The following is a 22,525-nucleotide window of genomic DNA, read 5'->3' on the forward strand; positions in this document are numbered from 1 at the left end:
CGAGCGTACGAACATGAACCTTCGACTTTCCCGCGTAGCCGTCGCCAGTGCGCTCGCGGCAGGCACGGCACTGATTCCCGCACTGTCCATGGCCGCGCCTGCGGTGCGCGTCTGCTCGCTGCCGGGCACCCCTACCGCCGGGCTCGACAAGGCCGTCGCCCGCGAGGCGTTCCGCACGGCCGGCATCGCCGCGACGTTCGCCGCGCACGACGCCGCAGGCAGCGACGACGACGGCGTGTCCGCCCACGAGCTCGCCAAGATCCTCGAGCACGATTGCGACGTGCTCGCCGGCTTCCCGCGCTCGGCGATCGCCGACGCGTCGGACACCAAACTGCTGTTCTCGCAGGGCTACCTGCGCTCCGGCTACGTGAGCGTCACGCGCCGCGACGCGGCCAAGCCGGCCAACGAACGCGAAATCGTCGCGGCCACGTATGCGAGCCCCGCGCAGCTGATCGCGGTGCAGCAGAAGAACGCCCGCTTCGATCTCGAGAACACGTCGGAGCAGACCGTCGACGCGGTCGCCCGCGGCCGCGCGAACCGCGCGATCGTCTGGTATCCGGCGGTCATCGCCTATCAGGCAGCGCATCCGAAGCAGGCGTTCAGCATCGGCGCGACCTCTTCTCCTTATGCGGAATGGCAGCTCACGTTCGCGTTCGCGCAACGTTCGGCCGAGCTGCAGCAGCGGATCGACGCCGCCCTCACGCAGATGAAGCAATCGGGCCGCCTCGCTGCGCTGACGCGCAAATGGGCGCTGCCCGGCAACGCGCTCGAAGCGCGCGCCACGCACGATTCGCGCGCGACGCCGCGCTTCCTCGACGGCGCGCTGGCCACGGGCGCATCGCGCGCCGGCGTGATCCGCGCCGGCGGGCGGGCGGCCGGCGGCGGCTTCATCCGCGTTTCGGACAGCACCGGCGAAGCCGCGCCGTCGTTCGACGCGGCCCAGGTCGAGCATGGCAAGGCGCTGTACGGCAGTGCGTGCGCGAAGTGTCACGGCGTCGATCTCGAGGGCAATACGGCGCCCGCGCTGAGCGGCCCGTCGTTCGCACCGCTCGCGCATTCGCATCTGACGATCGGCGGCGTGTTCGGCTACATGGCGACCAACATGCCGGCCGACCAGCCGGGCAAGATGAAGGACGACGAGTACGCCGACCTGATGGCGTTCCTGCTCGCGTCCAACGGCTATGCCGCGTCCAAGACCAAGCTGAGCGCCGACACCGCGCGCGCGTCCAACGCGCCGCTCGTCGCCGGCCCGGGCGGACACAAGCAAGCCAGCCAGTAAGCGCGGCGCGCGGCCGCCACGGCACATGCCGGGCCGCGCGTCGGCAAGATTTCTTCTTCAACAGGAAACGACCGTGATGCACAACCCGAATCGCAGAACCTTCATCGTCCAGACCATCGGACTGTGCGCGGCGCTCGCCGCAACCCGCTCCGCGCTCGCCGCGCTGCCGCTCGTCGACGAGAACGACGCGACCGCGAAGACGCTCGGCTACCGCGCGCGCGCGTCGAGCGTCGACGCCGCGAAGTTCCCGAAATACCAGAGCGGCCAGCGCTGCGCCAACTGCCGCTTCTACAAGAGCGAAAGCGCCGACGCCGGCACCTGCCCGATGTTCGCCGGCAAGTCGGTCGCGGCTGACGGCTGGTGCAACGTGTATGCCAAGGGCGCGTGATGCGTTGCCGGCGCGCCCGGCGCCACGGCGCGCGCCGGTGCCGGTGCGCGCCGCCGGCCACGACGGCGACGCGCCGCCTCACGCGGCGCACCTGCACGCACTGATTTCGACGGGGCTCACACGCGGCTTCGTCACGCACGGCGACATCATCGACGCCTTGCCGGACGACGACGCCCATCAGGGCGGCGTCGACGCGACGGCTGCGATGCTGCGCGAGCTGGGCATCGCGGTGTCGGACGGCGCGCACGCCGCGGGCTGGACGCTCGACCGTTACTTCCAGCCCACGCCGAGCGCGCGTGCGTGGGCCGAAGGGGCCGGCGCGCTCGCCGCGGCCGAGCTGAGCGCACCGCGCACGACCGACCCCGTACGCCTCTACCTGCGCGAGATGGGCATGACGCCGCTGCTCACGCGCGACGAGGAGATCATGCACGCGCAACGGATCGAGCGCGGCCGCGCGGCGTCGGTCGCGGTGCTGTGCGGCGATCCGCAGGCACTCGACGCACTGGTCGCGATGCGCATCGAGATCGCCGAAGGCCGGACGGCCGCGTCCGCTTACGTGCTGTCCATCGCGGATAGCGCGGACATGGCGCCCGCCGACGGCGCCGCCGCCGCCAGCCCGCATGCGGGCGATACGCCGGCCGACGCGGGCGCGAGCACGCGCGACGACGACGCTCCGGCCGACGATGGGCTCTGCCGTCATACCGTGCTCGCGCGACTGGCGCCGATCGACGCGCTCACGGCCGCGATGCGCGCCGCACTGGAAACCGACGGCGCGCACGGTCTCGCCTACCGCGCCTGCGTGCGCGAAGCGGCCGCCCTGCTCGGCACGCTGCGCATGTCGATGCGCGCACTCGAGCGCATGAGCGAGCCGCTGCGCACGCACGCGCGCCGGCAGCGCACGCTGCACGGCCGGCTCGCACGCACGCTCGCCGACGCCGGCGTGCCGCACGGCGCGGCGGCCGCGTGCGTGCAGCGCGACGGCGATCATGCCCGCTGGCTCGCGGCGTGCATCGCCGCGCATCCCGAATGCGAGCCGGCGCTGACGCGCCGCGCGGCCGAGCTGGTCGACGCGCGCGACGCGATCGCGCGGGCCGCACGCACATCGGCACTGCCGCCCGACACGATCGCGTTGCTCGATGCGCGGCTCGACACGATCGAGCGCGCGATGCAGCCGGCGCGGATGGGCCTCTTCGACGCGAACCTGCGGCTCGTCGTATCGATCGCGAAGCGCTACCCGGACCGCGGGCTGCCGTTCGCGGACCTGATCCAGGAAGGCAACATCGGGCTGCTGAAGGCGATCGACCGCTACGACCATCGGCGCGGCTTCCGCTTCTCCACCTACGCGACCTGGTGGATCAGGCAGGCGATCACGCACGCGCTCGCCGATCTCGGCCGCACGATCCGCGTGCCGACGCACACTGTCGACGCGATCAACAAACTGACACGGATCGCGCGCGAACACCGGCAGCGTTCCGGCGCTGCCGCGACGCCGCACGAACTGGCCGTGCAAATGGGCGAGCCGCTCGACAAGGTGCGCGACCTGATGTCGATCGTGAAGGAGCCGATGTCGGCCGACGCGCCCGTCTCGCCGGAAGGCGAGATGACCTTCGTCGACGTCGCGCCCGACGTATCGACGCCGTCGCCCGAAGACGCCGCCGGCGCCGCGCAGCTGCGCGACACGATCGCGGCGATGATCGGCCGCCTGCCGGCGCGCGAGGCGACGGTCCTGCGGCTGCGCTACGGGCTGCACGCGGACGAAGGCTGCTCGCTGCGCGACATCGGCCGACAGCTGAACCTGTCCGCCGAACGCGTGCGGCAGATCGAGGCGTCAGCGCTCGCGCGGCTGCGCGCGTCCGACGGGCTCGACGTGCTGCGCGCGTTCATCGCATAGCCCGCGCAGGGACGGCGGCGCATGCGCCGCCGTCCGCCGCCATGTTGACACCTGCAACACCCGCTGCTGCATTTCGGCGCAACGATCGCGCCGCTCACGATGCCGCGCGGCCATGCGCAGATCGTTTGCACCCCCTATCGATTCCGGAACGCCGCGCGCGACGGGCATGCGTGCCGATTCGACCGGATCGCGGCGGCGCTTGGCATGCTAGTTGCGTTTTGCTATTCCAGCCACACCCAGACAAATTATGGAGAACACCTTGACCGCCCTCGTATCGATCCTTCAGGAAAGCCGAATCTTCGAACCGACGGCCGACACGCGCGCACGCGCGACCATTTCCGGCATGCCGGCCTACCGCGCGCTCGTCGCCGAGGCCGAGCAGGACTACGAGGGCTTCTGGGCGCGCCTCGCGCGCGAGAACCTGAGCTGGCACAAGCCGTTCACCAAGGTGCTCGACGAGAGCAACGCGCCGTTCTGCACGTGGTTCGACGACGGCGAGCTCAACGCGTCGTACAACTGCCTCGACCGTCACGTCGAAGCCGGCAACGGCCAGCGCGTCGCCGTGATCTTCGAGGCCGACGACGGCACCGTCACGCGCGTCACCTACGCCGAGCTGCTCGCGCGCGTGTCGCGCTTCGCCAATGCGCTGAAAAAACGCGGCATCGGCAAGGGCGATCGCGTCGTCATCTACATCCCGATGTCGATCGAAGGCATCGTCGCGATGCAGGCCTGCGCGCGCATCGGCGCCACGCACTCGGTCGTGTTCGGCGGCTTCTCCGCCAAATCGCTGAACGAACGGCTCGTCGACGTCGGCGCGGTCGCGCTGATCACCGCCGACGAGCAGGCGCGCGGCGGCAAGACGCTCCCGCTCAAGAGCATCGCCGACGAAGCGATCGCGATGGGCGGCTGCGACGCGGTCAAGAGCGTGATCGTCTATCGCCGCACCGGCGGCAAGATCGACTGGCATGCCGGGCGCGATCTGTGGATGCACGAGCTGGCCGACGCCGAGTCCGACCACTGCCCGCCAGAATGGGTCGGCGCCGAGCATCCGCTGTTCATCCTCTACACCTCCGGCTCGACCGGCAAGCCGAAGGGTGTGCAGCACAGCACCGGCGGCTACCTGCTGTGGGCCGCGCAGACGATGAAGTGGACCTTCGACTGGAAGCCCGACGACGTGTTCTGGTGTACGGCCGACATCGGCTGGGTCACCGGCCACACGTACATCACCTACGGGCCGCTCGCATGCGGCGGTACGCAGGTCGTGTTCGAGGGCGTGCCGACCTACCCGGACGCCGGGCGCTTCTGGAAGATGATCGCCGACCACCAGGTCAGCGTGTTCTACACCGCGCCGACCGCGATCCGTTCGCTGATCAAGGCCGCCGACGCCGACGACAAGGTCCACCCGAAGAGCTACGACCTGTCGAGCCTGCGCATCATTGGCACGGTCGGCGAGCCGATCAATCCGGACGCATGGATGTGGTATCACAAGCACGTGGGCGGCGAGCGCTGCCCGATCGTCGACACCTGGTGGCAGACCGAAACCGGCGGCCACATGATCACGCCGCTGCCGGGCGCGACGCCGACGGTGCCCGGTTCGTGCACGCTGCCGCTGCCGGGGATCATGGCCGCGGTGGTCGACGAGACGGGCCAGGACGTGCCCAACGGGCAAGGCGGGATCCTGGTGGTCAAGCGTCCGTGGCCGTCGATGATCCGCACGATCTGGGGCGACCCGGAGCGCTTCAAGAAGAGCTACTACCCGGACGAGCTCGGCGGCGGGCTGTATCTGGCCGGCGACGGCACGGTGCGCGACAAGGACACCGGCTACTTCACGATCATGGGCCGCATCGACGACGTGCTGAACGTGTCGGGCCACCGGCTCGGCACGATGGAGATCGAGTCGGCGCTGGTGTCGCACGAGCTGGTGGCGGAAGCCGCGGTGGTCGGCCGGCCGGACGACACGACGGGCGAGGCGGTGGTCGCGTTCGTGGTGCTCAAGCGCTCGCGCCCTGAAGGTGACGAGGCCGCGGCGCTGGCCAAGGCGCTGCGCGACTGGGTCGGCAAGCAGATCGGGCCGATCGCGAAGCCGAAGGACATCCGCTTCGGCGACAACCTGCCGAAGACGCGCTCGGGCAAGATCATGCGGCGCCTGCTGCGCTCGCTCGCGAAGGGCGAGGCGATCACGCAGGACACCTCCACGCTCGAGAATCCGGCGATTCTGGAGCAGCTCGGCCTGTCGCTCTGAATGACGGGGCCGGCACCGGCCGGCCCCACCCGACCTCCGCGACGCACGCACGTTCCGGCGCCCATCCCGGCCGCGAACGCGCGACGCGCAGCCGCCACCCGGCCGCGCACCTGCGTCCCCGCGCCCCATCCCGCGTGCGCGGCCCGGGCGACGGACACCGCTGCGCGGCCGTCCGGCGCCTTTTCTGTTCGATGCATGGACGTACAACAACACTGGAGACACCCCGATGAAGAGCAGGATCGTGATCGGCTGCGCCGCGCTCGCAGGCGCGCTTGCCAGCCCCAGCGGCTTCGCCCAAAGCAGCGTGACGCTGTACGGCAACCTCGACGCCGCGTTGCTGTACACGAGCAAGACGCTCGATAGCGCCACCGGCGCAAACGCAGGCCATCAGTTCTCGATGGCCGATACCGGCATGACGCCGACGACGTTCGGGATGACCGGCACCGAGGATCTCGGCGGCGGCCTGAAGGCGAAGTTCCAGCTCGAAAGCGGCTTCGCCGTCACCAACGGCGCATTCGCGCATTCGAACGGCAACATCTTCGGCCGTCAGGCGTGGGTCGGACTCGACGGCGCGTTCGGCACGGTCAAGGCCGGCGTCCAGTATTCGCCGTTCCTGCTCGCGATCTTCGATTCGGACCCGCGCAGCTTCTCGCACTTCGGCAGCGGGCTCGTCAACTACGTCGACAACGTGCTGGTGACCGGCCTGTTCAACCCGAACGCCGTGTCGTACACGAGCCCGACGATCGCCGGCCTCACCGGCAGCGCGATGTTCGCGTTCGGCGGCAAGGCCGGCGACTTTCAGGCGGGACGCCAGTACTCCGCGAGCCTCAAGTACGAGCACGGCGGCTTCATGATCAACGCCGGCTTCTACAACGGCAACGACGGCACCAACCCGACGCCCACCGCCAGCACCGTGGCGTTCGTCGGCCGCACGATCGGCGCCGCGTACCGGTTCGGCCCCGTCACCGCGAAGGCGTCGTTCGCCAGCTACAAGGTCGCCGGGTCGTTCAGCAACAACGTGTACGGCGGCGGCCTCGACTACCAGGCGACGCCGACGGTCGACCTGAACGGCGGCGTGTGGTTCACGAGCGATCGCAACGACACGGCCAACCACTCGCTGCTCGCCGCCGTCGGCTCGACGTACAGCCTGTCGAAGGCGACCGCGTTGTATGCACAGGTCGCGATGGTCAACAACCACGGCGCGATGGACACCGGGCTCGGCATCACCAACGCGCTTTACGCGGTCAACGGCACGACCGTCGGCGCGAACGTCGGGATCCGGCACATGTTCTGATGCAGGCAACGGCGGCATCGGCAGCGCCGCCGTTCTGCGTTTGCAGTCCGAATCATCTGACGTCGAAGTCGGCATGCGACCGAATGCACTGACTCCGGCGCGAACTTCGTCGCGCATCGAGGGTGCGATCCGCTCGCGCACGCGCTGCGTCCGCGCCGCATGCCCGCAAGAAGGCCTGGTATAGACCGCCCGCTTCCCGGTCCAACGCGTCGACCGACGCCGGTCGGTGTTGCCGCGCACATCGCGCGGCTGCGCGATGCGTGTCGTTTACGACCGATTTCCGGGCGCATCGCCGATAGTCCGCACGCTCCGTTTCTCTACACTGGTGCACGCCAGCACACAGCCACCTGCCCCGTGTCGCGTGTCGCGCCGCGTCACGGCACCGTGGCGATCCCGAGACAACCGCCCTCGCCGCCGACGCTGCCGCGTCCGTCCCGCCGCGCTGCCGCCGGCCCGCTGCGAAGGCCCCTTCCAGGAGCGTTCATTGAGTTCACCGCACGCGCACTCCGCGAAAACCCGGTCTTCGCGCCAGGCCCTCAAGCTCGACGACATCACGATCGTGGACCGCGCTATCCTGAAGCGCGCGGTCGGCGCGATGGCGTTCGGCAATGCGATGGAATGGTTCGACTTCGGCGTCTACAGCTACATCGCCGTCACGCTCGGCAAGGTGTTCTTCCCGTCGAGCAGCCCGTCCGCGCAGCTGCTCGCCACCTTCGGCACGTTCGCGGCCGCGTTCGTCGTGCGCCCGCTCGGCGGCATGGTGTTCGGCCCGCTCGGCGACCGCATCGGCCGCCAGCGCGTGCTCGCCGCCACCATGATCATGATGGCCGTCGGCACCTTCGCGATCGGCCTGATCCCCAGCTACGCGTCGATCGGCATCATGGCGCCCGTGCTGCTGCTCGTCGCCCGCCTCGTGCAGGGCTTCTCCACCGGCGGCGAATACGGCGGCGCCGCCACCTTCATCGCCGAGTTCTCGACCGACAAGCGCCGCGGCTTCATGGGCAGCTTCCTCGAGTTCGGCACGCTGATCGGCTATACGCTCGGCGCGGCCACCGTCGCGCTGCTGACGGCGACGCTGTCGCACGACGCGCTGCTGTCATGGGGCTGGCGCGTGCCGTTCTTCATCGCGGGGCCGCTCGGCCTCGTCGGTCTGTACATCCGGATCAAGCTCGAGGAAACGCCTGCGTTCAAGAAGGAAGCGCTGGCGCGCGAAGCAGACGAACGCGCGCGCCCGAAGCAGTCGTTCGGCACGCTGCTCGTCGAACAGTGGCGGCCGCTGCTCCAGTGCGTCGGTCTCGTGCTGATCTTCAACGTGACCGACTACATGGCGCTGTCGTACCTGCCGAACTATCTGTCGGCCACGCTGCACTTCAACGAGACGCACGGGCTGTTCATGGTGCTGATCGTGATGCTGCTGATGATGCCGATGACGCTCTATGCCGGGCATCTGTCCGACCGCATCGGCCGCAAGCCGGTGATGATGTTCGGCTGCGTCGGCCTGCTCGTGCTGTCCGTGCCGGCGCTGATGCTGATCCGCACCGGCGGCATGCTGCCGGTGTTCGGCGGGATGCTGATCTACGGCACGCTGCTGTCGACCTTTACCGGCGTGATGCCGTCGGCGCTGCCCGCGCTGTTCCCGACGCGGATCCGCTACGGCGCGCTCGCGATCGGCTTCAACGTGTCGGTGTCGCTGTTCGGCGGCACGACGCCGCTCGTCACCGCATGGCTCGTCGATCGCACCGGCGACCTGATGATGCCGGCGTACTACCTGATGGGCGCGTCGTTCATCGGCATCGTGTCGGTGCTCGCGCTGCGCGAGAGCGCGCGGCGGCCGCTGCCGGGCTCCACGCCGTGCGTGGGCAGCCGCGCCGAAGCGCAGGAGCTGATCCGCCGCGGCGCGGGCGAGGTCCGCGGGCGCGAACGCAAGCTCACGCCGATCGGCGAACGCGCTTGATCATGTGACGCACGTGATGTGCCTGATGCGCGGCACATCCGTCGCGCTGTCCCAGCCGCAGCGACATCACGCAACGCCGCGTGACGCTCAAGCCGCGGCGAGCTTCTGCTCGTCGAACCAGTCGAGCAGCGTGCGCGTGACGAAGGCGGGATTCTCGAGGTTCGAGATGTGGCCGGCGTCTGGCACCAGCACGTGGCGGCAGCCGATCACGCCTGCCATCTTCTCCGTCTCCGACGGCGGCCGCGCCATGTCGCCGGCGCCGCACATCAGCAGCGTGCGCGCGGCATCGAGGTCGGCGAGCGCGGCCAGCGTGTCCGGACGCCCGAAAATCAGCCGGCCGAGCGGGACGATCGACTCGCGCAGCCGGTCGGCAGGCAGGCCGGCGAGTGCGGCGCGAAATGCGCTCGGCACCGGGTCCGACAGATTCGCGTCCGGGCGGAAGAACAGCGGCACGATCGCATTGAGCAGCGGCGGCGCGATGCTGCCGGCGGCGGCGATCGCATCGAGCATTCCGAAGTAGCGCAGCCGCGTCGCGTCGGGCTCGGCTTCGAGCGACGCGTCCATCAACACGAGCGAGCGCACGCGCTGCGGTTCGCGCAACGCGAGCCGCGCGCCCCACATCCCGCCGACGCTCAGGCCGACCACCGCGCATTGCTCGATCTCGAGCGCGTCGAGCAACGCGCTCGCGTGCGCGGCGAGATCGTCGAGCGTCTGCGTGCCGGGCGGCAGCGGACCCGATGCGCCATGCCCCCACAGGTCGGGCACGATCACGCGATACCGGCGCGACAGCGCGTCGATCTGCGGCGCCCACATCGCCGCGTCCCACAGATAGCTGTGTCCGAGCAGCACCGGGAAGCCGGTGCCGTGATCGTGGTAATGCAGCGTGCTGCCGTGGATGGTGCGGGTGAGCATCGGGCCTCCGGGTATGACGACGATGGGCAGCGGCGCGCAAGCGCGCGCTGATTCACTGGCGCGTTGCCAGCAACGCTGGCGCCGCGCATGATCGCACAGCTCGGCGGGCGCTGCAGGCGACGTGTGTGGCGCGTCGCCTCAGCGGTGGCGTGCTCGCATGCGGCACTGGATCCAAGGGCCGGGAATGCCGGCGTCGGGCCGCGTTCGGCCCGGCGCGCAGTGCGAACGATCGCGCGGCCCGCATCGAACCGGGCACGCGGACCAAGCGCGTGTCCGCACCGGCCTGTTCGGCGAGCGCCGCATGCTGCAGCGTGGTCCGGCGTCGGTCACTTGCATGCACAACGCGCGGCACGCGCACGCCGCAAACCGGCCACGAAGGAAGAAGCCGTTAACGCAATCGCGGCGCCGGACGACCTCGATCGTCCGGCGCCACGCGGGCCGATGCCGGTACTCAGAACACCGCGTGCCCGCTGATCAGGCTCGGCAGCCAGGTGGAGAAGAACGGCATGTACGTGACGATGTTGATCGCGCTGAAGATCGCGAGGTAATACGGCCACGCCATCTTGGTCGTCTCGCCGATCGACACGTTGCCGATCGCGCAGCCGACGAACTGCACCGAGCCGATCGGCGGATGCACGAGGCCGAGCGAGCAGTTCAGCAGCAGCATGATGCCGAACTGCACGGGCCCGACGCCGCAGGCCATCGCGATCGGCAGGAACAGCGGAGTCGTGATCAGGATGTGTGCGGCCATGTCGACGAAGGTGCCGAGGAACACCTGGATGACGTTGATGTACAGCAGCATCAGCCACGGCGCGGCGGTCGACTGCTTGAGCAGCCCTTCGATCGCATCCGGGATCTCCAGATACGACATCTGGAAGCGCAGCATGTTCGACACGGCGATCAGCAGCAGCACGACGCCCGTCGTGCGCGCCGCATGCGACAGCGCGCGCCGCAGCTTCTCGACGGTCAGCGTGCGATAGACGAGCGCGGTCAGCACGAGCGAGTACACGACCGCGATGGCCGCCGCTTCGGTCGCGGTGGCAATCCCCTTCGCGACGCACACGAGGATGATCGCGATCACCATCAGGCCGGGCACCGCGCCGACGAAGCTGCGCAGCACCGCATACCAGCCGGGGAACGCGGGCAGCGCGGACGAGCCGTCCTCGCGGCGCGGATAGCCGTGACGCACGGCCTGCCAGTACGCGGCGGCGAGCACGAAGCCCATCACCCACAGCACCGGCAGCAGCCCGGAAAACAGCAGGTCGCCGATCGACACGCCGCTCACCTGCTGGCCGTGCAGCATCCCGGTGATCCCCTGCGCGGCGAACGCGTAGATGATCATGTTGGTCGACGTCGGCATCAGCGCGCCGGCGAGCGACGCGTGGGTCGTCACGTTGACCGCGTACGCCGCGCTGTAGCCCTCGCGCTTCATCAACGGGATCACCACGCCGCCCATCGCCGACGTGTCGGCGGTCGGCGAGCCCGACACGCCGCCGAACAGCGTGCAGGCGACGACGTTGGCCATCCCGAGGCCGCCGCGAAAATGGCCGACGGTCGCCTGCGCGAAGCGCAGGATCCGATCGGCGATGCCGCCGTGCAGCATCAGTTCGCCGGAAAAGATGAAGAACGGCACCGCGAGGAACGAGAACGCGTTCATCCCCGAGATCATCGACTGCATCGCGGTGGCGATCGGCAGCCCTTCGACGAGGTAGGTCAGCACGCATGCGATGCCGAGCGCGAACGACACGGGCACGCCGAGCACGAGGAAAATCAGAAAACTGACGGACAGGATCGCGAGTTCCATGGCGTTAATGTCCCGACGAAGAACGACGGAGCGCGAGCAGGTGCTCGAGCGAGAAAAGGATGATGGCGATCGCTGCGGGAATCGTGATCAGATAGCGCACGCCTTCGGGCAACCCGATGATCGGAATGCGGTCGCCCATCGTCTCGGCCGCCATGCTGCCGCAGCCGGCGATGATCGCGATCGCGAACGCGATCAGGCACAGATGCTGGATCGCGATCACGACGGTGCGCCCCTTCGGCGGCAGGCGCTGCACGAGCGAATCGAGGCCGATGTGGCCGCCGTCGCGCACCTTCATCGCCGCGCCGAACATCGCGATGACGATCACCAGCAGCAACGCGATCGGCTCGACGAAATCGGGCGCGTTCTCGAACACGTAGCGCATCACGACCGCGTAGAACACCAGCACCGTGAGCGCCGCGAGACACAGCGACGCGATCACCGCGAGCGCGCGGAACAGCAGGTCGTTCGCGCAGTGCAGCAGCGGCGTCGCGCGCGCGCGGCACGGCGCCGCGCCGCCGCGCGCGTCGGGCGAGCCGACGGCCGCGGCGCCATTCGGTGAAGTGCGACGGGTCACTTGGTGGCCTCGATCTCGTCGACGATCTGCTTCATCTGCGGGGTCTTTTCATACTTGGCCCACAGCGGCTGCATCGCCTTCACGAACGCCGCGCGATCGATCTGCGCGGCCGGTACGATCTTCGCGCCGCCCTTCGTCACCGTCTGCTGCGCGGACGCCTCGCGCGCGGTCCACAGCTTCTGGTAGTACGGCACCGAATCCGCCGCGGCCTTCTTGATCGCGGCCTGCTCCTGTGGCGACAGCGTGTCCCAGATCTTCTTCGAGAACACCAGCACTTCGGGCGTCATCGCGTGCTGCGTCTCCGAGTAGTCGGGCGCGACTTCGAAGTGCTTGGTTTCCTCGTACGACGGCAGATTGTTTTCCGCCGCATCGACGAGGCCCGTCTTCAGGCCCGTGTACACCTCGGCGAACGGCATCGGCGTGGGCGTGCCGCCCATTGCCTTGATCTCGTCGACCATCAGGTCAGACGGTTGCACGCGCACCTTCAAGCCCTTCATGTCGGCCGGCGAGCGCACCGGGCGCTTCGCGTAGATCGAGCGCGCGCCGCTCTCGTAGAACGTCAGCGCGATCATGCCCTTCGCCGCGAACGCGTCGAGGATCTTCTGGCCGGCGGGACCGTACATCGCCTTGCGGAAATGGTCGACGTCGCGGAACAAGAACGGAAGCGACGGGATCAGCGACTCGGGCACGATCTCGTTGAACGAGGCGCCGTTCACGCGCGCCATGTCGATCGCGCCGATCCGCACCTGGTCGACCGTGTCCTTCTCCGAGCCGAGCGCGCTGTTGCCGAACACCTTGATCGAGTCCTTGCCGCCCGTGAGCTTCGACAGCTCGTCGCCCATGTACTTGACCGCCATGTTGGTCGGGAAGTTGTCGCCATGCACGTCCGCCGAGCGGAACACGCGCGCGTGCGCGGATACGGCGAAGCCTGCCATCAGCGCGACGGCCACGGCGGTACGGGAGCGGGTGAATCGGTGCTTCATCGTCAGTCTCCTTGCTGGTTGCTCGTTGTTCGGCGGCGCGCCGGGCGACCTCCGCCCGCTTTCGGTACACGGCCTGCGTTTAACTTGAGTCATACGTTGTATGACGTGTGGAAGCGAATGTACGTCGGTTAATCGTTTAACTCACTTGGTGCATACCCGTATAAGCGGAGTAGTCCGGGGTTTTTGAGGAGATTGGGGGAAAACGTTTCTACGTGAAGCGCCCGGTTAGCGAAACGTTTTCCGAACGGGCGTCGGTATTGGAAGTCGGCACCGTGCTGGCCGGGATGCCGGGTAGCCGACTTGGTTATTTTCTAGTTGTCCGATGACTGACTACTTGACGGCTTTACGTGCTCGATCTTGTCCGCACCGCGCCAGCCGAATGCGTTCGGCTCCCCCGTTGTAATGACGCCGCGACGCCGTCTGCGTCGGGAGCCGCGGCGGATGCCAGCGCAAGCGTTGCCGATGCGCGTATCGGCGCGGCTTTCGGCAAGCGCGCCGGCCACCGTACCCCACTTCGTCACGGCGGGCACGCACGATGCGGCGGGGCGATACGGCAAACACACGAGGAGGTATGCGATGCAGACGAGTCGACCGTCGGCGGGACAGCGTCAGGACGCGCCGTTGAATCCTGGGGACGAAGGGCCGCCCGATACGCCCGGTGTCGGCGAAGATCTATGCGGTGTATGTCGCGGCACAGGGATGGTGGAAGGCCAGCCATGCACGGTATGCGGCGGCACCGGCAAGGTGTTACAGGGAATCGGCGGCGGCTAGGCGGCATCCCCCATACGCATCAGGCTGCGCCGATGCGCTGCGGAAGCGCTGTGGGAGACGAGCGCGGCGCGTCCATGCCGCGTTCGCGGCCCCGCTGCGCGGACCGTGCGCGGCTGCTTCAGCGGCCTAGGCGTCGTTCGCGCAGGAACGCGTTCAGTTCGCCGCCCGCGTGCTCGATGTGGCGCTTCAGCAGCGACGCCGCAGCGCGCCCATCGCCCTTGCGGCACAGCGCGACCAGTTCCGCATGCTCGGACTCGGCCACGTCGCGCGCGGCCTCCGACAGCGACAGCTGAACGCGCGTGTAGCGATCGGTCTGCTGCAGCAGCGATGCGACGATCGCGGCCGTCTTCGGCTGCTCGGCCCGCGACAGCAGCAATTGATGCAGTTCGGTGTTCAGTTCGCCCCAGCGACCGGACTGGCTCGCGTGCAGCACCGCGCTGTATTCGTCGAGGATCGCGTCGAGCCGCGCGAAGTCTTCCGCCGTGAGCTTCGGAATCGACTTTTTCAGCAGCACGGGCTCGAGCAGCGCGCGCAGCTCGAACAGCTCGGTGATGTCCTCGGGCGACAGCTCGGAGACGATCGCGCCCTTGTGCGGCAGGATTTTCACGAGCCCTTCGCTTTCCAGCTGCACGAGCGCTTCGCGCAGCGGGATGCGGCTGATCCCGAGCTCGGTGGCCAGCGCGTCCTGGCGAAGCTGGTAGCCGTCGACGTACTCGCCGGTCAGGATGCGACGGCGCAGTTCGTTCGCGGCGGCCTCGGCACGCGTGGCGTAGACGAGGGCGGGGCGTTTGTCGTTCATGTTGCGGTTCGGACCAGGGATGGCGGCAAGGCTTGCGCCGACGCGCCGGTGGATATTGCATATTTTCTACGATAGTAGCAGAGCGGCGGGGCGGCCAACGCGGCCGGCAGATCGGCTCGGCGAATCGCGCCGAATGCAGCTGGCGGCGGTCGCATGCCGACTGGCCGCGCGCTTACTTCATGCATCCCGGCGCACGCGGTGAAGGTTTGCGCGGAGGCGATCCGGTACGCTCCGCGCGCCCTTCCCCTCTCATTCCAGCCCATTCCCCCGCCCATTTCCAGCACGTTCCCCTTCCCTTCCTCACGCCCTTTTTATTTTATATTGTATAAAATATCCGAACTCCCTAGAATGCACTCGTCGATGGCTGACTCTCGGGCGAAACGGGAGGCACCGTTTCGGCACCGACGCGAACGAGAGGCGGCCGGCCACGGTCCGGATCGGGCGAAGCCCCACGATCCGGCGCGCACGCGTACCGCCCAGGTTGCCAGCAATGGCAGTTCACCTATCTGAATGTGAGGAAACGAGATGAGCGAGAACATTTTCACCGGCACCATTCCGGCCCTGATGACGCCGTGTACCGCCGAGCGTCAGCCGGATTTCGACGCGCTGGTGAAGAAGGGCAAGGAGCTGGTGGCGCTGGGCATGCGCGCGGTGGTGTACTGCGGCTCGATGGGCGACTGGCCGCTGCTCACCGAAGCGCAACGTCAGGAAGGCGTCGCGCGGCTGGTCGCAGCCGGCGTGCCGACCATCGTCGGCACGGGCGCGGTGAATTCGAAGGAAGCCGTCTCGCACGCCGCTCACGCGGCGAAGGTCGGCGCGCAAGGGCTGATGGTGATTCCGCGCGTGCTGTCGCGAGGCGCATCGCCGGCCGCGCAGAAGGCGCACTTCTCCGCGATCCTGAAGGCCGCGCCGAACCTGCCTGCGGTGATCTACAACAGCCCGTACTACGGCTTCGCGACGCGCGCCGACCTGTTCTTCGAACTGCGCCGCGAGCATCCGAACCTGATCGGCTTCAAGGAATTCGGCGGCGCCGCCGACATGCGCTATGCGGCCGAAAACATCACGTCGCAAGACGCAAACGTCACGCTGATGGCCGGCGTCGACACGCAGGTGTTCCACGGCTTCGTCAATTGCGGTGCGGCCGGCGCGATCACCGGCATCGGCAATGCGCTGCCGCGCGAAGTGCTGCAGCTCGTCGACCTGTGCAAGAAGGCCGCGCAGGGCGACGCCGTGGCGCGCGTGCGCGCGAAGGAACTCGAAGCGGCGCTCGCCGTGCTGTCGTCGTTCGACGAAGGCTGCGACCTCGTGCTGTTCTACAAGCACCTGATGGTGCTGAACGGCGACACGGAATACACGCTGCACTTCAACGAAACCGATGCGCTGAGCGACGCGCAACGCAACTACGCTGAAGCGCAGTACACGCTGTTCCGCAACTGGTACGCGAACTGGTCGAAGACGATCGCGTAAGTCGGGCGCCGCTGGTTCGGCGATCGAAGCAAGCCACGGCTCGTTCCGTGGCTTTTTCATTGGCGCGGGGATGAAGCGCCGCCGCCCGTGTCAGCCGGCCGTGCGCTCGAGAAACGCGAGCATCGCCGCATTGAAGCGCGCCGGCCGCTGCAGCGGCGCGAAGTGGCTGACGCCAGAGAGAAGCGTCAGCGTCGCGCCCGGAATCGTGTGCGCGAGGTATGCCGCATGTTCGGCGCGGATGAACTCGTCGTGCTCACCCTGCACGATCGCGACCGGCACCGTGATCGCCGCAAGCTCGGACGCGCCGTAATTCGGTTGCGTGCGCATCATTTCGCTGACGGCCGCGACGAACGCGTCGAAGTCGCCGGGCGTCGCCGACAGGCGTGCGTAGTCCTTGCGGTGCCGCGCGAAGCAGCGGTCGATCAACGGGCTCGGCACGAATTCCTTCGTCCCGCTCGGATCCATGTTGCACGCGAAGAAGAAGACGCCCGCCGCCCGCTGCGGCGTGCGCGCGGCCAGCACCAGCGCGACGCATGCGCCATCGCTCCAGCCGACGAAGCGCGCGCGCTCGATGCGCAGCGCGTCGAGTACCGCGCGCACGTCGGATGCCATGCATTCGTACGAATAGGGGCGCGCATCGCGCGTGCTGCGGCCGTGGCCGCGGCTGTCGATCACGATCGCGCGGTAGCCGGCCGCGAGCAGCGCCGGCACCTGGTGGCCCCAGTTGCCGCCGTGGCTGAGGCCGCCGTGCAGCAGCACGACGGGCGGCCCATCTCCGAACGACGCGTGCCAGATGCGCGCGCCGTCATGGTCGAGCCATCCTTCGGCGTCGGCCGCGGGCAGCGGCGGCCCGCCCTGCTCTTCGAAACGGACGAGATCGTCGTCGGTGAAGTGCGCGCTCATCGTGGTGCCGTCCTTGGGGAGAGACGAGCTTGCGATTCTAATGCGCGAAGCCGCGCGTCGGCGCGGCGCGCGACGCATTCAGGCCTGCGTCGACACCAGCGAGCCCGACGTCGATCCGGACGACTTCTGGATCGCCTGCGCGAGCTGCGCGATCGCCGTCGACAGCGCAGCGGAGATCGTGCTCGCTTGTGCGCCGAGCGACTGCTGCTCGGTGGCTGCGGCGGGATCGTTCTTCGCGCGCTGCGCGACGGTCGCCATTTGTTGCTGAATCTGCGCGAGCTGTTTCTGCAGGCGCTCGATCAGCTGTTTCAGTTGCTTGACCGCGGGATCCTCGGACGACGACGACGACGCCGATGCGCTCGACGCCTGACCGCCGTTGGCCGGCGCGGCGCCGGCAGCGGCAGCCGTCGCGCCGCCCGTCGGCGACGATGTCCCGGCAGCCGTCGAGTTGGCCGTCGGCGTGGAAGCCGCAAGCGGGGTTTGCGCGGCGGAAGAAGGTTCGATCTGCATTGTGTCGGTCCGTAGTGGGTCGGCGATTGCCGTCGATTGAACAGGCGAATACCTTGCAAGCGGATAACGGCATTCGTCGTACCAAACTTTAGCCGCGCGACGCAAAGGGGCCAGACAGACGCGCCGGGTACGCTGGTAAAATTCGAGTCCTGCCTTCCGCCGGACCGCCGCTCGATTGCGTCTCGCCGCGGCCGGCCCGCAACCGCGTATCGAAGCCCGCCGTATCGCGCGCAATCGACCGCGTCGGCCGGCGTCGCGCCACGCGAGCGGCAGCAAGCGCCTCCACGGCACGGCGACGGTTACGCCCCCTTCATCACGTATCACGAGGAATCCACGATGGCCCGCATCGGCGCCTTCTGCCTGACGACTTGGCTCGCCGCCGCGATCCTGTATTTCGGCCAGCATTCGCTTGCGATGATCGCGCTCAGCGGCGTGGTCGTGTTCGGCGGATTCGATCTGCTGCGTCCGTAGCGCTTGCGGGCTGGCAGCGTGCGCCGAGATGCGCGTCGACCCGGCGTGACGCGCTGACCGACAGCTTCATCGCCGGACGACGCGCCGGCCCCAGCCCTTCGCAGCCCGTGGAACGCGCGCCGCTCGAACCGGCTGCCGTGCCGTGCGGCCCGCGTGCGCGCGCAGGCGGGCGCATCGCCCGCCGCACGCTACCCCGTTCAACGCGGCAAGGTCCGCAGCGACGACGGCCCGCCCGACAGCGCGATGCGCGTGCCCGTATCGCGCAGCTTGCCGCCTTCCACCGCATACAGCGCGAGCTGCCGCTCGACGTTGAACTGCACGATCACGTGCCGGCTGTCCGCGGTGAACGCGATGCCCTGCGCGGCTTCGCCGCCCGGCGCCTCGCTCGTCTGCACCGCGCGGCCGGCGCGGATCTCGAACAGCACGACCTTGCCGCGCTTGTGGCGGCCGGGATTGTCGGGCGTCAGGTTCGAGCCGTCCATCGCCTGCACGGCGATCCATTTGCCGTTCGGCGAGATCGCGACGCCTTCCGGCAGCGACGGCACCGTCAGGTACTGCACCGTGCGAAACGGCGTGTGCGACACGTCGATCAGCGCAACCGAATCGGCGTCGCCCGCGAGCGTGCCCGTATAGCCGGGCAGCCCCGCGAGGCCGACGTTGCTGACGACGGCCCAACGATCGTCGCTCGACACGTCGATCGTGTACGGCGCGACGCCGGTGCTCAGCCGCGTGCCGCTGTCGGTCACGTTGCCGTCGTCGACGTTCAGCACCGCGACGCCCTGCTCGTCGCGCAGCGACACGAGCGCATGCTTGCCGTCGTGCGTGAAGCTGATCCCGGCGAGGCGCTTCTTGCCGATCTTCAGGCTGCCGTCGAGCGTGACCTGCGTGCCGTCGATCCGCAGGATCGACACGCTGCCGTCGACGTTCGCGACCAGCGCGAGCCGGCCCGACCGGTCGATCGCGATACCCTGCGGATGCGTGCCGAGCTCGATGCGCGCGATCGTCGGCGGCGATGCGTCGAGCGTCACGACCTGCACGAACGTGTCGTACGCGAGCTGCTTCGCGGCCGGGTCGTAACGCGTGGGCGCACCGACCAGCGCGAGCTTCGCGTCAGGCGTGATCGCCACCGCCTGCGGCGGCCCCTGGATGCCGTTCTCGACGTCCACCTGCAATGCGATCTTGGGCGGAAACACGCTGGCGTCGAGCAGCGTCAGCGTGTCAGCGGGCGGCGACGCGAGATAGGTGTCGCGCCCTTCGATGCGCTGGTACTTGCCGTCGTTGCCTGACACGATCCAGTCGGCCGCATGCGCGGCGACGGCGGTCGTGGCGAGCGTCAACGCGGCGAGCAGGCGGGCGCGACGAAGGTGGAAGCGTTTCGAATGCATGGCGTTCGGTTCTCCGGTCGGTTGCAGACGCAAGGATGCGCGCGACCCAGCTGCTCGACGGGCCGGTGCAATCGCATGATGCACGAAGGCGCGCGCCGCCGTGCGCGCCGGTTCTCACGCGCTGCGCGGCCCCGCGCCGTCCCACCGGTCGACGCCATCGAGCGGATACACGGGCCGCGCGAGGCGCTCGTAGCGGAACAGCGCGTAGTCCGACCCGGTCAGGCCGCGGCTGTCGCATTCGACGAGCGCGGCCGCGATCGGCACGAACACCGGCCGGCAATACATGCGCGACTTCAGCAGCAGAAAGCGTGCCCGGCGCGGATCGATGCCGACGCTCTCGAACACGCCGAGATCCCACGGCTCGTGCGTGCGCTCGGTCACCACCAGCGTCGCGACGCCGATATCGAGCACGGCGGCGCGGCCCATGTAGGCGCGCTGGCCCGTATAGGTCGGCCCGGTGATCACGTATTCGCCGTCGGTGATCGCGCGCACGACGCCGGTCGCGCGAAACGGCGTGCGCCGCGCGCCACCATGCGACGGCATCCGGTTGCCGATCGGCACCGTGACGGTCGCACCGACGCCCGCATCGATCAGCGCGGCGACCGCGTCGGGGTCGCACAGCGGCCCGCTGACGATCCCGTCGAGCCCTTGCGCGAGCGCGGCCTCCAGCAGGTCCATCGTGTCGCACGGGCCGCCCGACATGCAGTTGTCGCCGTGATCGAGCATCAGCACCGGCCGGTCTGCGCCGCGCGCGAGCGCCGCGGCCTGCGCGACCGATTCGGCGAGCGGCGCGCTGCGATACACGAACGCGTCGCGCGCGTCCCAGATCTGCCGCGCAATGCGTTCGGCCACCGCGTCGGCCGCCGCGCGATCGCCGTCGCCGACCACGACGACGCTCACGCACGGCGCGGGGATGTCCGCGAGCGAGAAGCCCGCCAGCACCGACACCGCGAGCATCCCGTCCGCCTCGGCCGCGCGCGCGGCTTCGAGCGCGCGCCGCATCGCGCCTTCGGCGCTCGCGCTGCGCAGCGTCGACGTCAGCAGCGGCGGCTGCCGCCACGCGAGCACCGGCCGCGCACGGCCATGCAGTCGATCGAGCAGCAAACGCGCCGCGTGCTCGCCGGTTTCGTACATGTCGACGTGCGGATAGGTCTTGAAACTGACGATCACGTCCGCGTGGTCGATCATCTTCTGCGTGACGTTCGCATGCAGGTCGAGCGCGACCGCGATCGGCGCGGCGGGCAGCAAGGCGCGCACGCGCGCGAGCAGGTCGCCTTCGCCGTCCGCGCTCTGCTCGGCGACCATCGCGCCGTGCAGATCGAGCATCACCGCGTCGCAACCGGGCGCCGCGGCGACGATCGCGTCGCAGATCGCCGCATAAGCGTCGGCCGCGACCGGCCCGCTCGGGTTCGCCGCCGCCGACACCGGCGTGACGATCTGCGCGCCGGCGCGCTCGGCCGCGTCGATGAATGCGGCCATCGCCGTGCGCATCCCGCGGTTCGTGCGATACGCGTCGTCGCCCCAGTCGGGGCCGTTGCGGCCGAACGCGGCGAGCGGCGTCGGCACCGGCGAGAACGTATTCGTCTCGTGGTTCATCCGGGCGATCAGGATCTTCATCGCGTGCAGCCCTCCGCGAGGCCGGCTGCGGCGAGCATCGCATGGAGCAGCACGTTGCAGCCGGCCTCGAGATCGGCTGGCGCCGCGTCCTCGATTTCGTTGTGGCTGATCCCGTCCTTGCACGGCACGAAGATCATCGCGGCGGCCGCGACACGCGCGAGATACACGGCATCGTGGCCGGCCCCGCTGATCACGTTCATCGACGACAGGCCCAGCGCATTCGCGCCCGCGCGCACCTGTTCGACGAGCGCCGCGTCGAACGGCTGAGGCGCGAAATACACGACCTGCTCGACGTCGATCGGCATGCCGGCCGTCGCCGCGAGATCGTCACACGCGGCGCGCAGAGCCGCATCCATCGCCGCGAGCGTCGCATCGTCGGCCGCGCGCAGATCGACCGTCAGCGTCACGCGGCCCGGAATCACGTTGCGCGAATTCGGATGCACGTCGATCCAGCCGACCGTGCCGCGCCCGTGCGGCGGGTGGGCGAGCGCGATGCCGTTCACCGCGCGCACGAGATCGGCCGCCACCAGCAGCGCGTCGCGCCGCAGCGCCATCGGCGTCGGGCCGGCGTGCGCCTCCATCCCGTGCACGGTGACGTCGTACCAGCGCTGCCCGAGCGCGCCCTCCACCACGCCGATAGTCGTCGCATGCGCCTCGAGCACCGGCCCCTGTTCGATATGCGCTTCGAAGTACGCGCCGACCGCATGTGCATCGCGCACGTCACCCGCATAGCCGATCGCTGCGAGCGCATCGCGCACGGCGATGCCGTCGCGATCGCGCTGTGCGAGTGCATGTTCGAGCGTGAACGCACGCGCGAACACGCCGGACCCCATCATCACCGGCACGAAGCGCGAGCCTTCCTCGTTGGTCCACACCGCGACCTCGAGCGGCGCGCGCGTGCGCACGCCCGCGTCGTCGAGCGTGCGCAGCACTTCGAGGCCCGCGAGCACGCCGTAGTTGCCGTCGAACTTGCCGCCGGTCGGCTGCGTGTCGATATGGCTGCCCGTCATCACGGGCGGCAGGTCGTCGCACGCACCCGCGCGGCGCGCAAAGATGTTGCCGATCGCATCGATGCGCACCGTGCAGCCGATCTCCTTCGCCCATCCGACGAATAGGTTGCGCGCGTCTCGATCGCGCTCGGTGAGCGCGAGGCGGCAAACGCCGCCGTTGGCGGTCGCGCCGATTTGCGCGAGCCGCATCAGGCTGTCCCATAGCCGCGCGCCGTCGACGCGCAGCCCGAGCGCCGCAACGCCCGGTGTCGAATCCTGAACTTGCATCGGT

19 protein-coding genes are annotated in these 22,525 nt (G+C 69.1%); 9 read left to right on the top strand and 10 right to left on the bottom strand.

Annotation, left to right across the window (positions count from 1 at the left end; genetic code table 11):
- Positions 1–13: 13 nt before the first annotated feature.
- From MBR110_RS28575 to proP, 6 genes are all read left to right on the top strand, one after another.
- Positions 14–1,279 carry a c-type cytochrome gene (locus tag MBR110_RS28575; protein WP_181709583.1) on the top strand — a complete coding sequence of 422 codons (1,266 nt, stop codon included), beginning with the start codon at positions 14–16 and terminating at the stop codon, positions 1,277–1,279.
- Positions 1,280–1,355: 76 nt separating this feature from the next.
- Positions 1,356–1,667: a high-potential iron-sulfur protein gene (locus MBR110_RS28580; protein ID WP_011880615.1), complete on the top strand. Its 312-nt coding sequence runs from the start codon at positions 1,356–1,358 to the stop codon at positions 1,665–1,667.
- Positions 1,651–3,558, top strand: a complete 1,908-nt coding sequence (locus tag MBR110_RS28585) for a sigma-70 family RNA polymerase sigma factor (protein ID WP_181709584.1) — start codon at positions 1,651–1,653, stop codon at positions 3,556–3,558. The genes MBR110_RS28580 and MBR110_RS28585 overlap by 17 nt, the downstream gene beginning before the upstream one ends.
- A 247-nt stretch (positions 3,559–3,805) precedes the next feature.
- On the top strand, positions 3,806–5,800 hold the full coding sequence (acs, locus tag MBR110_RS28590) for an acetate--CoA ligase (RefSeq protein ID WP_181709585.1): 1,995 nt from the start codon (positions 3,806–3,808) through the stop codon (positions 5,798–5,800).
- Between the two features lie 226 nt (positions 5,801–6,026).
- A complete protein-coding gene (locus MBR110_RS28595; RefSeq protein WP_014726251.1) occupies positions 6,027–7,094 on the top strand; it encodes a porin in 1,068 nt (355 codons plus the stop codon).
- A gap of 484 nt (positions 7,095–7,578) precedes the next feature.
- Positions 7,579–9,048, top strand: a complete 1,470-nt coding sequence (proP, locus tag MBR110_RS28600) for a glycine betaine/L-proline transporter ProP (protein ID WP_014726252.1) — start codon at positions 7,579–7,581, stop codon at positions 9,046–9,048.
- Between the two features lie 87 nt (positions 9,049–9,135).
- On the opposite strand, the gene MBR110_RS28605 is transcribed toward proP, so the two are convergent.
- From MBR110_RS28605 to MBR110_RS28620, 4 genes are all read right to left on the bottom strand, one after another.
- Positions 9,136–9,960, bottom strand: coding sequence for an alpha/beta fold hydrolase (locus MBR110_RS28605; protein ID WP_181709586.1), 825 nt, complete (start codon positions 9,958–9,960; stop codon positions 9,136–9,138).
- A 451-nt stretch (positions 9,961–10,411) separates the two neighbouring features.
- Positions 10,412–11,764 (bottom strand): TRAP transporter large permease, encoded by a 1,353-nt coding sequence (locus MBR110_RS28610; RefSeq protein ID WP_011880621.1) that lies wholly within the window; start codon positions 11,762–11,764, stop codon positions 10,412–10,414.
- Positions 11,765–11,768: 4 nt separating this feature from the next.
- Positions 11,769–12,338 (bottom strand): TRAP transporter small permease, encoded by a 570-nt coding sequence (locus MBR110_RS28615; protein ID WP_045579886.1) that lies wholly within the window; start codon positions 12,336–12,338, stop codon positions 11,769–11,771.
- The gene (locus MBR110_RS28620) at positions 12,335–13,321 is read right to left on the bottom strand and encodes a TRAP transporter substrate-binding protein (protein ID WP_014726257.1); all 987 of its coding nucleotides are present in this window, start codon (positions 13,319–13,321) and stop codon (positions 12,335–12,337) included. Before MBR110_RS28620 ends, MBR110_RS28615 begins: the two co-directional genes overlap by 4 nt.
- Positions 13,322–13,897: 576 nt before the next feature.
- Here MBR110_RS28620 and MBR110_RS32395 point away from each other — a divergent pair.
- Entirely contained in the window at positions 13,898–14,092 is a 195-nt protein-coding gene (locus MBR110_RS32395; protein WP_072465533.1) for a hypothetical protein, read from the top strand.
- A gap of 118 nt (positions 14,093–14,210) precedes the next feature.
- Here MBR110_RS32395 and MBR110_RS28625 read toward each other — a convergent pair whose 3' ends face one another.
- Positions 14,211–14,891, bottom strand: coding sequence for a GntR family transcriptional regulator (locus tag MBR110_RS28625; RefSeq protein ID WP_011880625.1), 681 nt, complete (start codon positions 14,889–14,891; stop codon positions 14,211–14,213).
- 525 nt (positions 14,892–15,416) lie between these two features.
- Here MBR110_RS28625 and MBR110_RS28630 point away from each other — a divergent pair.
- On the top strand, positions 15,417–16,358 hold the full coding sequence (locus MBR110_RS28630) for a dihydrodipicolinate synthase family protein (RefSeq protein WP_059461849.1): 942 nt from the start codon (positions 15,417–15,419) through the stop codon (positions 16,356–16,358).
- Positions 16,359–16,448: 90 nt separating this feature from the next.
- Here the strand turns inward: MBR110_RS28630 and MBR110_RS28635 are convergent, their stop codons facing one another.
- Both MBR110_RS28635 and MBR110_RS28640 read right to left on the bottom strand, forming a co-directional pair.
- On the bottom strand, positions 16,449–17,261 hold the full coding sequence (locus MBR110_RS28635; RefSeq protein ID WP_181709806.1) for an alpha/beta fold hydrolase: 813 nt from the start codon (positions 17,259–17,261) through the stop codon (positions 16,449–16,451).
- 78 nt (positions 17,262–17,339) lie between these two features.
- The gene (locus MBR110_RS28640; RefSeq protein ID WP_014726261.1) at positions 17,340–17,771 is read right to left on the bottom strand and encodes a hypothetical protein; all 432 of its coding nucleotides are present in this window, start codon (positions 17,769–17,771) and stop codon (positions 17,340–17,342) included.
- Positions 17,772–18,107: 336 nt separating this feature from the next.
- On the opposite strand from MBR110_RS28640, the gene MBR110_RS32400 reads away from it, so the two are divergent.
- On the top strand, positions 18,108–18,242 hold the full coding sequence (locus MBR110_RS32400) for a hypothetical protein (RefSeq protein WP_011880630.1): 135 nt from the start codon (positions 18,108–18,110) through the stop codon (positions 18,240–18,242).
- 197 nt (positions 18,243–18,439) lie between these two features.
- Here MBR110_RS32400 and MBR110_RS28645 read toward each other — a convergent pair whose 3' ends face one another.
- The 3 genes from MBR110_RS28645 to MBR110_RS28655 all read right to left on the bottom strand — a co-directional run bounded on the left by MBR110_RS28645 (position 18,440) and on the right by MBR110_RS28655 (position 22,521).
- Positions 18,440–19,627 (bottom strand): YncE family protein, encoded by a 1,188-nt coding sequence (locus MBR110_RS28645; RefSeq protein ID WP_181709587.1) that lies wholly within the window; start codon positions 19,625–19,627, stop codon positions 18,440–18,442.
- Between the two features lie 114 nt (positions 19,628–19,741).
- Positions 19,742–21,244, bottom strand: coding sequence for a M81 family metallopeptidase (locus MBR110_RS28650; protein WP_014726264.1), 1,503 nt, complete (start codon positions 21,242–21,244; stop codon positions 19,742–19,744).
- Positions 21,241–22,521 (bottom strand): Zn-dependent hydrolase, encoded by a 1,281-nt coding sequence (locus MBR110_RS28655; protein WP_014726265.1) that lies wholly within the window; start codon positions 22,519–22,521, stop codon positions 21,241–21,243. Before MBR110_RS28655 ends, MBR110_RS28650 begins: the two co-directional genes overlap by 4 nt.
- Positions 22,522–22,525: the final 4 nt, after the last annotated feature.

The organism is Burkholderia sp. MBR-1, from assembly GCF_013822785.1.
Classification (GTDB): Bacteria; Pseudomonadota; Gammaproteobacteria; order Burkholderiales; family Burkholderiaceae; genus Burkholderia; species Burkholderia vietnamiensis.

Excerpts from the sequence above, each read along its gene's own strand:
- MBR110_RS28575 (WP_181709583.1), top strand. The coding sequence starts at position 14 with ATGAACCTTCGACTTTCCCGCGTAGCCGTCGCCAGTGCGCTCGCGGCA.
- MBR110_RS28580 (WP_011880615.1), top strand. The coding sequence starts at position 1,356 with ATGCACAACCCGAATCGCAGAACCTTCATCGTCCAGACCATCGGACTG.
- MBR110_RS28585 (WP_181709584.1), top strand. The coding sequence starts at position 1,651 with ATGCCAAGGGCGCGTGATGCGTTGCCGGCGCGCCCGGCGCCACGGCGC.
- acs (WP_181709585.1), top strand. The coding sequence starts at position 3,806 with ATGGAGAACACCTTGACCGCCCTCGTATCGATCCTTCAGGAAAGCCGA.
- MBR110_RS28595 (WP_014726251.1), top strand. The coding sequence starts at position 6,027 with ATGAAGAGCAGGATCGTGATCGGCTGCGCCGCGCTCGCAGGCGCGCTT.
- MBR110_RS28605 (WP_181709586.1), bottom strand. The coding sequence starts at position 9,960 with ATGCTCACCCGCACCATCCACGGCAGCACGCTGCATTACCACGATCAC.
- MBR110_RS28610 (WP_011880621.1), bottom strand. The coding sequence starts at position 11,764 with ATGGAACTCGCGATCCTGTCCGTCAGTTTTCTGATTTTCCTCGTGCTC.
- MBR110_RS28620 (WP_014726257.1), bottom strand. The coding sequence starts at position 13,321 with ATGAAGCACCGATTCACCCGCTCCCGTACCGCCGTGGCCGTCGCGCTG.
- MBR110_RS32395 (WP_072465533.1), top strand. The coding sequence starts at position 13,898 with ATGCAGACGAGTCGACCGTCGGCGGGACAGCGTCAGGACGCGCCGTTG.
- MBR110_RS28625 (WP_011880625.1), bottom strand. The coding sequence starts at position 14,891 with ATGAACGACAAACGCCCCGCCCTCGTCTACGCCACGCGTGCCGAGGCC.
- MBR110_RS28630 (WP_059461849.1), top strand. The coding sequence starts at position 15,417 with ATGAGCGAGAACATTTTCACCGGCACCATTCCGGCCCTGATGACGCCG.
- MBR110_RS28635 (WP_181709806.1), bottom strand. The coding sequence starts at position 17,261 with ATGAGCGCGCACTTCACCGACGACGATCTCGTCCGTTTCGAAGAGCAG.
- MBR110_RS28640 (WP_014726261.1), bottom strand. The coding sequence starts at position 17,771 with ATGCAGATCGAACCTTCTTCCGCCGCGCAAACCCCGCTTGCGGCTTCC.
- MBR110_RS32400 (WP_011880630.1), top strand. The coding sequence starts at position 18,108 with ATGGCCCGCATCGGCGCCTTCTGCCTGACGACTTGGCTCGCCGCCGCG.
- MBR110_RS28645 (WP_181709587.1), bottom strand. The coding sequence starts at position 19,627 with ATGCATTCGAAACGCTTCCACCTTCGTCGCGCCCGCCTGCTCGCCGCG.
- MBR110_RS28650 (WP_014726264.1), bottom strand. The coding sequence starts at position 21,244 with ATGAAGATCCTGATCGCCCGGATGAACCACGAGACGAATACGTTCTCG.
- MBR110_RS28655 (WP_014726265.1), bottom strand. The coding sequence starts at position 22,521 with ATGCAAGTTCAGGATTCGACACCGGGCGTTGCGGCGCTCGGGCTGCGC.